The sequence below is a fragment of the Prosthecobacter sp. genome, from assembly GCF_049294395.1.
Classification (GTDB): domain Bacteria; phylum Verrucomicrobiota; class Verrucomicrobiia; order Verrucomicrobiales; family Verrucomicrobiaceae; genus Prosthecobacter.
This window is the reverse complement of the sequence record NZ_JBAQCR010000172.1, coordinates 1-10932: the sequence shown is the minus strand read 5'-3', so window position 1 is coordinate 10932 and position 10932 is coordinate 1. Positions and strand designations below refer to the sequence as shown.

The 10932-nt window shown below is 59.7% G+C and carries 14 protein-coding genes; 7 read left to right on the top strand and 7 right to left on the bottom strand.

The annotated features are described in order from the left end of the window. Positions 1-1589, top strand: a 1589-nt coding sequence (locus WAW39_RS11765; protein WP_422318990.1) for a UxaA family hydrolase, incomplete at its 5' end; no start/stop codon positions are given. Between the two features lie 27 nt (positions 1590-1616). Here the strand turns inward: WAW39_RS11765 and WAW39_RS11760 are convergent. From WAW39_RS11760 to WAW39_RS11745, 4 genes are all read right to left on the bottom strand, one after another. Continuing rightward, positions 1617-2126, bottom strand: a complete 510-nt coding sequence (locus tag WAW39_RS11760; protein WP_422318988.1) for a hypothetical protein — start codon at positions 2124-2126, stop codon at positions 1617-1619. A gap of 80 nt (positions 2127-2206) precedes the next feature. Next, positions 2207-2578 (bottom strand): VOC family protein, encoded by a 372-nt coding sequence (locus WAW39_RS11755; protein WP_422318986.1) that lies wholly within the window; start codon positions 2576-2578, stop codon positions 2207-2209. Between the two features lie 62 nt (positions 2579-2640). Further along, entirely contained in the window at positions 2641-2904 is a 264-nt protein-coding gene (locus WAW39_RS11750; RefSeq protein WP_422318985.1) for a Txe/YoeB family addiction module toxin, read from the bottom strand. Then, positions 2901-3143 (bottom strand): type II toxin-antitoxin system Phd/YefM family antitoxin, encoded by a 243-nt coding sequence (locus tag WAW39_RS11745; RefSeq protein WP_422318983.1) that lies wholly within the window; start codon positions 3141-3143, stop codon positions 2901-2903. Before WAW39_RS11745 ends, WAW39_RS11750 begins: the two co-directional genes overlap by 4 nt. Positions 3144-3202: 59 nt before the next feature. Between WAW39_RS11745 and WAW39_RS11740 the strand changes: the two genes are divergently transcribed. Both WAW39_RS11740 and WAW39_RS11735 read left to right on the top strand, forming a co-directional pair. Next, entirely contained in the window at positions 3203-4429 is a 1227-nt protein-coding gene (locus WAW39_RS11740) for a polysaccharide lyase 6 family protein (protein WP_422318981.1), read from the top strand. A gap of 170 nt (positions 4430-4599) precedes the next feature. Continuing rightward, complete coding sequence (locus WAW39_RS11735; protein ID WP_422318979.1) at positions 4600-4980, top strand: DUF2237 family protein; 381 nt, start codon at positions 4600-4602, stop codon at positions 4978-4980. Positions 4981-5285: 305 nt separating this feature from the next. Here WAW39_RS11735 and WAW39_RS11730 read toward each other — a convergent pair whose 3' ends face one another. From WAW39_RS11730 to WAW39_RS11720, 3 genes are all read right to left on the bottom strand, one after another. Further along, positions 5286-5930, bottom strand: coding sequence for a DUF4126 domain-containing protein (locus WAW39_RS11730; protein ID WP_422318977.1), 645 nt, complete (start codon positions 5928-5930; stop codon positions 5286-5288). Positions 5931-6252: 322 nt separating this feature from the next. Next, on the bottom strand, positions 6253-7824 hold the full coding sequence (locus tag WAW39_RS11725) for an excinuclease ABC subunit UvrC (protein ID WP_422318975.1): 1572 nt from the start codon (positions 7822-7824) through the stop codon (positions 6253-6255). 267 nt (positions 7825-8091) lie between these two features. After that, positions 8092-8580 carry a hypothetical protein gene (locus tag WAW39_RS11720; protein WP_422318973.1) on the bottom strand — a complete coding sequence of 163 codons (489 nt, stop codon included), beginning with the start codon at positions 8578-8580 and terminating at the stop codon, positions 8092-8094. Between the two features lie 128 nt (positions 8581-8708). Between WAW39_RS11720 and WAW39_RS11715 the strand changes: the two genes are divergently transcribed. The 4 genes from WAW39_RS11715 to WAW39_RS11700 all read left to right on the top strand — a co-directional run. Then, positions 8709-9323, top strand: a complete 615-nt coding sequence (locus tag WAW39_RS11715; RefSeq protein ID WP_422318971.1) for a superoxide dismutase — start codon at positions 8709-8711, stop codon at positions 9321-9323. Between the two features lie 79 nt (positions 9324-9402). Continuing rightward, positions 9403-9720, top strand: a complete 318-nt coding sequence (locus WAW39_RS11710; protein ID WP_422318969.1) for a hypothetical protein — start codon at positions 9403-9405, stop codon at positions 9718-9720. 127 nt (positions 9721-9847) lie between these two features. Continuing rightward, positions 9848-10753, top strand: a complete 906-nt coding sequence (locus WAW39_RS11705) for a thiamine-phosphate kinase (RefSeq protein ID WP_422318967.1) — start codon at positions 9848-9850, stop codon at positions 10751-10753. After that, a partial coding sequence (locus tag WAW39_RS11700; RefSeq protein ID WP_422318965.1) for a tRNA (adenosine(37)-N6)-threonylcarbamoyltransferase complex ATPase subunit type 1 TsaE occupies positions 10750-10932 on the top strand: 183 nt, incomplete at its 3' end. The genes WAW39_RS11705 and WAW39_RS11700, both read left to right, overlap by 4 nt.

Below are 10932 nucleotides of genomic sequence, written 5' to 3'. Positions count from 1 at the left end.
CCGCCGGCACAGCCCTCTCCTTGAACGGCCGCTCCTGGACCCTCCGCGAAAAGATCCCCGCCAAGCAGAAATTCGCCGCCCATGACTTCGCCGTGGGCGACATCGTCACCATGTACGGCGTCACCGTCGGCAAGGCCACCCAGCCCATCGCCACCGGAGCACTGATTCACACTCACAATGTCGTCCACGCCACTTCCGCCTTCAGCGGCAAGCAGAGCGACTACACCTGGACGCCCCCCGATGTCTCCAAATGGAAGACCCGCACCTTCAACGGCTTCAAGCGCTCCGTCGGCCCCGCCGGCACCGCCAACTACTGGCTCGTCATCCCCCTCGTCTTCTGTGAAAACCGCAACCTCGCCTTCATGCGCGAGGCCCTCACTCGCAGCCTCGGCTACGGCAAAACCTCCCCCTACGAGCGCTTCGCCCAGCGCCTCGTCGATCTCCATCGCTCCGGTGCCTCACGCGATCAAATCGAAGCCGCCACCCTCGAAGCCGAAACCTCCGCCACCGCCGCACGCGTCTTCAAAAATATCGACGGCGTCAAGTTCCTCGAGCACGGCCTCGGCTGCGGCGGCACCCGCCAGGATGCCCAGGCCCTCTGCCGCCTCCTCGCCGGTTACATCCACAGCTCCAACGTCGCCGGCGCCACCATCCTCAGCCTCGGCTGCCAGCACGCCCAGGTCAGCCTCCTCGAAAGCGAGATGGCCGCTCTCTATCCCAAATTGGAAAAACCCCTCCTCATCTACGAACAGCAGAAGAGCAAATCCGAGCGCGACATGATGGCCAACGCCATCCGCGACACCTTCCTCCACCTCGCCACCGCGAACGAACAAACCCGCGAGCCCTGCTCCCTCAGCAATCTCATCATGGCCGTCGAATGCGGTGGCAGCGATGGCTTCTCCGGCATCTCCGCCAATCCCGCCATCGGCCACACCGCCGATCTCCTCGCCGCTCTCGGCGGCGCACCCGTCCTCAGCGAATTCCCCGAACTCTGCGGCGTCGAGCAAAGCCTCAGCGACCGCTGCGTCACCGCCGCCCTCGCCGATAAATTCGTTGGCCTCATGCGCGCCTACGAAGCCACCGCCCAGGCCTGCGGCTCCGGCTTCGATGCCAACCCCAGCCCCGGCAACATTCGCGACGGCCTCGTCACCGACGGCATCAAATCCGCCGGCGCAGCCAAAAAAGGCGGCACCAGCCCCATCGTCGATGTCCTCGACTACGCCGAGCCCATCCGCCAGCACGGCGGCCTCACCCTCTACTGCACCCCAGGCAACGACGTCGAAAGCACCACCGCCCTCGCCGGCGGCGGTTGCAACATGATGCTCTTCACCACCGGCCTCGGCACCCCCACCGGCAATCCCGTCTGCCCCACCCTCAAAATTTCCACCAACTCCGATCTCGCCCGCCGCATGCCCGACCTCATCGACTTCGACACCGGCCCCATCATCTCCGGCCAAAAAACCGTCGAACAAATGGGCGAAGACATGCTCGAACTCGTCATCGCCACCGCCAGCGGCGAATACACCCCCAAAGCCGTGTCCCTCGGACAGGACGACTTCCTCCCCTGGAAGCGCGGCGTGTCGTTGTGAGTTCAGCTTCGAAGTTGTGGCCCTCGTTCATTTTTTCTTCCGCTTTCTGAAAACTTCAATGTTAGCCAGAACATAGGCCTTGGCTTTCTCGTGGTATTCCGGATCTCTCCAGAGGCTTGGTTCATCTGAAAAATACTTTCCGTTCAAATCATTCAAGTCTTCATCAAGCAGTTCCATATCCACGTCCTCAGTGGACATATCATAACAACCTTCGGCATTTCGAGGGAATCCATGTTCTTCCAAGATATTCCATAGTTCTGTCAGGCCTTCGAAGAGCAGGCTGGCTTCAATCTCCTTCGCAGCTTGAAGGGTGCCCTCCAACAATCCGAAATACATATTTTGGACCAATGTGGAGAAGCCTCCGCCACACAAGACTTGGTACTCAGCAAGGTTGGAGAGGACTTTCTCCTCATGAGTGAGATCAGCAAAGCCGTCGTCATCCAAATCAGGTAGAACATTGTGAACGCCCAGCAAGAATTGCTCCGCCTTGAGCAACTCATCAATGTCATATGAGATTTCAACGTTTTCCGAGTTCATCATCAAGGTTTAACCTTTGAGAAGAATGTGGAGCAAGGGGAATGATGCTGCCTGGCGCTGAAAAATGCCGGTGCCTGTGCTCACCCCTCCGTCTCCGCATGCAGTGCAATGCAGTTCCCCTCCGAATCCAGCACCTCCGCACGGAATCCATATTCCCCAATCGAGTGCACATCCTGCTGCACCGTCCCCCCATTCGCCTTCACCGCAGCCACCGCCTCCTTCAGCCGCCCATTCACATCAAAGTAAATCATAATGCCATCCGCCGAAGGCTTGAAATCCTTCACCACCACCACGCACCCCTGCTGACCACCATCCGCCGTCGGCAGCATCGCGGTGGGCACGCCACCAAAGTTTTCTTCTTTGATCTCCCGGCCCAGCACCGCCGAATAAAAACGAATCACACGGTCAAGATCGACCGCCGGAATGTCAAACCACACAAGGTTGGGTTTCATAGAGCCGATTGTGCCTTGCTGACGTGCCACCGGCAACCGTTCTCTTAGATGCCGCTCACCGGTCACTCATAATGAGTCCACATACGCAGCACCTTCACGGCATGCTCGGCCTCATACACTTGATAGACGAGGCGGTGCTGGATGTTGATTCGCCTTGAATAGGCACCGTCCAAATCTCCCACCAGCTTCTCGTAAGGCGGTGGCGTTTGAAACGGGTTCTTCGCCAGAACCTCCAGCAGCTTTTTCGTTTGCGATTTCAAATTCGAGGAGGCGATCTTCTTCGCATCCTTTTGCGCCTGCTTGGTATAGACGACCGTCCAGTTCACCAGCCAGGAGTTTTGGAGGCTTTCGACAGCGGCTCGCGCATCCCTTTGCGGATTGACTCACGCATGCCTGGAATGGCCAGCAGATGCAAAGTCTCTTGAATGCTGCGCCAGTCGTCCTCAGAGATCAGCACCGCATTGCCACTGCGACCGGTGATCTGAATCGGCTCATGCGAATCCGCCGTCTCCACCATCAACTGGCGGAGCTTCGTGCGCGCTTTGGACTCAGGCAGTGAAGTCATGTTGCAAGTGTGCCGGAAAACAACCTTGCCGTCAAGCGCCCGCCGTCTCCTATGCACCCATGCGCCTCACCTTCTTCGCCTTAGCCCTCGCCATTCCCGCTCTGGCCAAAGACATCCCCATCGCAGATGCCGCCGCATTCGCCGCCGCCGCTCAAACAATCAACGCAGGCGACACCCTGATCCTCAACGACGGCACCTGGGCCGATGCCCAGCTCAAATTCCACGCCGAAGGCACCGAAGCAAAACCCGTCACCATCAAAGCCCAAACCCCCGGCAAAGTCATCTTCACCGGCACCTCACGCATCTCCGTCGGTGGCTCTCACATCATCGTCGACGGCCTCTGGTTTCAAAACCCCAGCGCCGAGCAGGTCATCGAACTGCGCAAAGATTCCAAGCAACTCGCCTCCGACTCCCGCATCACCAACTGCGCCGTCACCAACGACACCCAGCTCACCTCCACAGCCTCCTCCCAGTTCGTCTCCATCTATGGCGCACGCAATCGCGTGGACCACTGCTACATCGCCGGCAAGACCACCCAGGGCACCACCATGGTCGTCTGGCTCTCCAACGAATCCAAAGACCAGGGCAAACACCAGATCGACCACAATCACTTCGGACCCCGCCAGAAGCTCGGCAAGAACGGCGGCGAAACCATCCGCCTTGGCGACAGCAAGACCTCCATGCAAACCGCCTCCTGCATCGTCGAGCACAACCTCTTCGAGAAATGCGATGGCGAAGCCGAGTGCATCTCCAACAAATCCTGCGGCAACCTTTACCGCCACAACACCTTCAAAGGCGTCTCCGGCACCCTCACCCTCCGCCACGGCAATGCCTGCACCGTTGAAAACAACACCTTCATCGGCGACGGAGCCAAAGGCGCCGGCGGCGTCCGCATCATTGGCGAGGACCACACCATCACCGCCAACCGCTTCGAAAACCTCACCGGCGACAACGAACGCAGCGCCCTCTGCATCATGCTCGGCATCCCCGACTCCGTCCCCAACGGCTACTTCCAAGTCAAACGCGCCAAAGTCACCGGCAACATCTTCATCAACTGCCAACACAACATCCTCATCGGCATGAGCGGCGACAAAAAAGCCACTCTCCCACCACTGGAAACCGAGATCAGTGGCAACACGATCCAGACCAACAAAGGAGAAGCCTTTGAAATCAAATGCGCAGCAGAAGGCGTGACCATGAAGGACAATGAAACGGCCAAGGAACTTTCTAAGATCACCGAGCTCTCCGCCGCTGAACCCAGCGGCCCTTCTTGGAAACAACATTAATTAACCTCCGAGTGACATTCGTCAGATTGGATCAACCACGAAATACACTGAATTCACGGAAGCCAGAGTCTGGTTCAATTTCGTGTATTCAGTGTATTCCGTGGTCAATTCTCTGGTCTTCGCATTGCAAGCCTCTGGCACTGTCATCATGCCGCATTCATAATCCCCCCATGCGTACCAACGTCCTTCTCAAACCACTCACCTGCTGCTGCCGCAAACCCATGACCGGGTTCTACCGCGATGGCTACTGCCGCACCGGTCCCGGAGACGTCGGCCTGCACACCGTCTGCATTGAGGCCACCGAGGAGTTCCTCAATTTCTCCTATCTCAGTGGCAACGACCTCTCCACCCCCGCTCCCCAGTGGGACTTCCCCGGCCTCAAGCCCGGCGATCGCTGGTGCCTCTGCGTCACCCGCTGGAAAGAAGCCCTCGATGCCGGCTGCGCTCCGCCCGTCTCCCTCTCCGCCACCCACGAATCCGCCCTCGAATGGGTCGACCTCGAAGACCTCAAAGCCCACGCCCTCGACGATCCCGGCGAAGAGTTCGAATGATTGAGTTTCGCCCTCGATCCTTCCGCTCCGCCAGTTTAAACGACTCCTGAGCACGGTCTGGCATCCCACTTCGTATTCACGCTCGCGCACATCGCTAGCTGCGACAGCGCTATGTGAACTCCTGTCTTGAAGGCCAACGGCCTTCCGTATTTCAGCCCAGGGATGCCGAGCTTTAGCGAGTGCTTCCCTGGGTTCCACGCAGCATCCATTGCTTCTCAAGAACGAACCGCAACGCGGTTCCGTAACGAGCGGCCGCGATGATCGGATCCACGTTGCCTACCGTCGTAGATCACGAACCATCCACCTTATCTAGCGCACACGACCACGCTTCGCTCCTCACGCCCAATCACCGCCCGCCACTTCTCCCGCACAATCTCAAACGAACGCCGGACCACACGAAACATCCGCGGCAGCACCAGCCACAGCACGATGATCACCGCGGTAAAAACACACAGCGCCAGCACCGGCTTCATCACCATGATGAGCGTCCCCGCCACCACCGTGATGTCTTCGGCGATGCTCAGTACCACATTCGAAACCGGCTCCGGCGAATGATTCGCCAGCAGCCGCGCACCTGCCTTCGCGCTGTGCGTCGTCAGCGCCGCACCACCCGCCAGCAGCGCGCCGATCACCTCCATATGCGGCGGCATGTCGCCCAGTGCCTGCATCGCCAGGATCGTTCCACCCACGGGCCTGATCAGTGTATGCACACTGTCCCACAGCGAATCCAGCCACGGCACCTTGTCCGCCACAAACTCAATCGCATACAGCACTCCTGCCGCAATCAGCACCCATTCATGCCCCAGTACTTCCAGTGATTGATATTTCGCCGCCAGATGCAGCGCATCAAACCTCACCAGCATTCCCGTGAGAAACACCGTCAGGTAAAGATTCAGCCCCGCCAGCGAAGCCAGACCCAGCGCGAGCCCCAATTGTTCGAGGATGTGCATGAGCGCCCATATACCACAAATCCCCCATCCCGCGAGAAACAAGATGGGCCGCATTTTGGAATCACGCATGCCGCAGTTCCATGGCCACTCAAAATCCCATTTTACACACCTCCACCAAGGCGCTCCGCCACACATCAGCCCCAAAGGGGCTTCGTAACATAGCGAAGGGTTGCCGAGCCTTGGCGAGGCTACCCTGGTACCCGCCATCCGGCCGGGAAAGCAAACCCAAGAATCCGCCCAACCCCAAGCCCACCAGCAGCGTCCTCATTACGTCCCGCCGCACGCTTTACAGCGCCCATACTCCAGTTCTCCCCCCCCTCAATCACCGACTCTCCAAAAACTCCTTCACCCCCTGCGCCAGCACCTTGCTGATCCCCGGCACCTCCGCCATCTCCTCCACCGTCGCCTTCCGCAGTCGCGTCACCGAGCCAAACGCCTTCAGCAGCGCCGCCTTGCGCGTCTTGCTGATCCCCGGGCAGTCATCCAGCACACTCTCCGCCACACGTTTTCCCAGCAGCAGTTGATGGTAGCCGTTCGCCCACCGGTGCGCCTCATCACGAATCCGCTGTAGCAGCTTCAAAGCTCCACGTTCATGCGGAATGATCACCGGATTACTTTCTCCCGGCCGGTACACCTCCTCATGCTCCTTCGCCAGACCAATGATTGGCAGCGTATGCAGTCCCAGTTTTTGAAGCTCCGCCACCGCCACCCCCAGCTGCCCTTTGCCACCATCCACGATCACCAGATCCGGCAGCGTCACAAATTTCGTGTTCGTTGCCGCCACTCGCTCCAGTGCCTCAGCGGGCTCTTCTTGTGAAAACTCCGCCACATCCGCCGCCACCTTTCGGCCCTCCAGCAGGATGCGCGAAAAGCGTCGGCGGATCACCTCCGCCATGCTGATGAAATCATTCTGCCCCGTCACCGATTTGATCCGGTACCGCCGGTAGTTCGAATTGTCCGGCACCCCGTTTTTAAAGCGCACCATGCTCGCCACGCAGTGCGCCGTGCCGATGTTCGCAATGTCAAAGCACTCCATCACCAGCGGCGCCTTTTCCAGGTGCAGCAGTTCCTTCAGCTCCTGCACATCCGCCATCGGGTTGATGCTCCGAATGACTCGCGCCCGCGCCCCGCGCTCAAAGGTCCGCGTGGGGATCAGCGTCTTTTTAAAGTCCTCCACCATGTCCCGCAGCTCAGCCGCCTTTTCAAAGTCCATCCGTGCCGCCGCATGCAGCATCTCCTCCTCCAGCGCCGTCACCAGATCCTTCGACTTCCCATCCAGAAACTCGCAGGCCTGCTCCACGCGCTTCTTGTAATCCTCCAGCGAGATTCGCAGGATGCAGGGCGCTGAGCAGTTCTTGATGATGTCGTTGGAGCAGTGCTTGTAGTCCGCTTCGCCGGGCTTCAGCGGGCGGCACACCCGCAGGCCAAATTTCTTGTTCAGCCAGTTCAGCGTCGTGCGCAGCGCCATCCCATGCGGGAAGGGGCCAAAGTAGCGCGCCCCGTCCTCCTTCCTCAGCCGCGTGGTGGAAAGCCGTGGCATCGCATCGCCCATATGCACGCGCACCAGAAAGTAGCGCTTGTCGTCCCGAAAGCTCACGTTGTAGCGCGGGCGGAATTCCTTGATCAGCTTGCCCTCCAGCACCAGCGCCTCCGTTTCATTGCGCACCTCATGCAGGTCAAAATCCCAGATGCTCGCGATCAGCGCCCGCGTCTTGCGGTCCGCCAGTTTCGACCGCGCTGGCGTGAAGTAATTCGCCAGCCGTTTGCGCAGATCCCGCGCCTTGCCCACATAGATCACATTATTGATCCGGTCCCGCATGATGTACACCCCCGGCACATGCGGCACATCACGCAGCTTGGCAATGAGATCAGGTTTCTGGCGGGCGTTGGACATGCGTTGGTAATAACAAGTGACGAAGAGAGGCACCCAAAGAGTGGTCCATTTTGTCCATTCAGTCCATCAGGTCCATTCTTCGCCCTCCTTCATTCATACGCTTTCAGCCCCCGCCAAGACAGGAAAAGTAGCCTTGTTCCTGCGCAACAAGACCTCCCTCATCGTCACACTCTTCCCTGAGCTTGGCGCGAAAGCTGTGGAACCACTTCATGGGGGAATGTCACGCAAGTGACGTGGATGGAACCCCGCGTCTGGCCGCTTGGTTGCTCAGCGCACGCGTTTCAAAGTGTACGTGCCTTTGTCCATGGAACATTGGTAGCAGGCCTTGAACTCATCCCCCTTGACGGTCCCCTCATACTGGTACAGGCCGCCAGCCCAGTTGGGCATCTTGTGTTCGCCTTTGAAAGTGTAAGTGCCGTCTTTCTGCTTCTTCACAATGTGTACGGCCTTATAGCTGCCGCTGAGAATTTTCTTCCAAGTGGCGTGGTAGAAGAAAATGCGGTCAGCAGGGACCGATCCGACATCTTCGCCAGCCGCACCTATCACTATACCACTACGTGTAGGTTTTCCGACCACGCAGCGCAGGGTGCCGGTGTGCCCGGTGGCCTCACTGAGCCAGGTGCCCTCCCATTTGCCCTCCACTCCTGAAGTGACCGGCGCCTTTTTCCACGCAGACCGAAACGCAAACCCGCAGGAAGGCAGGACGGATGTCAAAATCAGGCCAAGAGCAAGGCGGAGGAGCAGGGCACGTTTCATGGTTGTAGGGTGCTATACGAACGCCACCGCCGCCGCGTCTTTTTCGTCCATCATGGGGTATTCTCCCACTTGCTCCGGTGAAGATTCGCGATACTTACCCGGGAACCATCAACCCCACCCACCCTACCATGGCCCACACCCTCCCCCCCCTGCCGTATCCCACCAACGCGCTTGAGCCCACCATCGACCAGCTGACGATGGAGATCCATCACGGCAAGCATCACAACGCTTACGTCACCAATCTGAACAACGCCCTTGCCGGCAAGGCCGACCTCGAAGCGCTGTCCATCGAAGACCTCTGCAAAAACATCTCCAAGGTGCCTGCAGACATCCAGGCCCCCATCCGCAACAACGGCGGCGGTCACTTCAACCACACTCTCTTCTGGAACATCATGGGCCCGAACGCCGGTGGCGCTCCGACCGGTGCTCTCGGTGAAGCCATCACCTCCACCTTCGGCAGCTTCGATGCTTTCAAGGAAGCCTTCGTCAAGGCTGGCGTCACCCGCTTCGGCTCCGGCTGGGCTTGGCTCGTCGTGAAGGAAGGCAAGCTCGCCATCACCTCCACCCCGAATCAGGACAACCCCCTCATGGACGGCAGCGGCACCCCGATCCTCGGCTGCGACGTCTGGGAGCACGCCTACTACCTCAAGTATCAGAACAAGCGCCCTGACTATCTCGCCGCTTGGTGGAACGCCGTGAACTGGAGCGCTGTCGCTGCCAACTACACCGCCGCCCTCGGCTGATTCCCCGCTTCCTGACGAACTCGTCTTCCCACAAAGCGCGGAACGGTCACCCCGTCCCGCGCTTTGTCGCTTTAAAATCATGTCCATGGTCCTCCATCGCCTCCGCTCCGGCCTGATCTACTCGCAGGCCTTCGCCGAGTTCTTGGAGTCCAAGCACAACATTGAGAGCATCGGCCACCCGGGGGATGTGCTGCATCTCGACTATGTGCGCTGCAGCCAGGGAGACCTCAGCGGCCAGGAATGGTGCCAGCTCACCTGGATCAGCGGCGCGCAGGCCCCCACCGAGCACCGCCATCAAATCGGCGGCACCGAGGTTTACATCCACAAGCAGGCCATTCGCGGCCTCAAAAACCGCCTCCTTCATTTTGACGGCACCAATGTGGTCGTTAAGCAGTAGCCATGACGATTGAAAACCGAATGAGTCCCGTCCCAACGATCAGCCCAAGGCATTCCGTCTGCCTTCCTCATTCGGCCTTCGTCATTATTTCGTCATTCGGAAATTCGTCATTCGTCATTCTCCGCTGATGCCCACCCTAGCCGACATCGGAGAAGACAATCTCATCCGCAAACTCATGCGCGGAGTGAAGCTCGACAGCGATGTCATCGCCGGGGCAGGTGATGACTGCGCCGTGGTGCGCAGCACCAAGGACGAACACACCCTCCTCAAAACCGACGCCCTTGTGCAGGACGTCCATTTCACGCTCGAAACCCCACCCAAGCTCATCGGGCGCAAGGCCATCGCCCGCGTCGTCAGCGACTTCGCCGCCATGGGCGGCACACCGCGTCACGCCATGATCACCCTCGTGGCTCCGCCCAGCATGCAGGTCGAATTCCTCACCGAGATCTATCGCGGCATGCGCGCCATCGCCAAGGAGTACGGCATCAACATCGTCGGCGGCGAAACCTCGCGTGGCCTCGTGCTCATGTTGTCCATCTCCATGAGCGGCACCGTCCCTTCCAAACGCTGGCTCTCCCGCAGCGAAGGCAAGGCCGGCGATGTCATCCTCGTCACCGGCCGCCTCGGCGGCTCCATCACCGGCAAGCATCTCAAATTCCAGCCCCGCCTCGAAGAAGGCCGCTGGCTCTCTGAAAACGCCCATCCGCACGCCATGATGGACATCAGCGACGGCCTCGCCAAAGACCTCCCCCGTCTCGCCCTCGCCAGCGGCACGCACTATCAAGTGAACGTCGCCTCTCTTCCCTGCAACCCCGGTTGCACCTTCGATCAAGCCTGGGGCGATGGCGAAGACTACGAACTCCTACTCGCCGTCAATCCCCGCAGCGTGAAGTCCCTGCTGCAGAAATGGCGCCTCGCCTTCCCCAAGCTCCCCCTCACCATCATCGGCAAACTCGTCCTCCCTGGCGAAGGCCGCCCCCCCGACTTCGAAAGCACCGGCTGGGACCACTTCGCGCTCAGTGCTGACGCATGATCACCCTGCAGACCGCCGACGACGCCCATGCCTGGGGCACACAGCTTGCGCCCACCCTCGCCGCAGGCGATGTCATCGCCCTCTGCGGCACCCTCGGTGCAGGCAAAACGCAGATCACCCGCGGCATCGTCGCCGGCATGAACTCCCAGGCCGCCGTCACCAGCCCCACCTTCACCCTC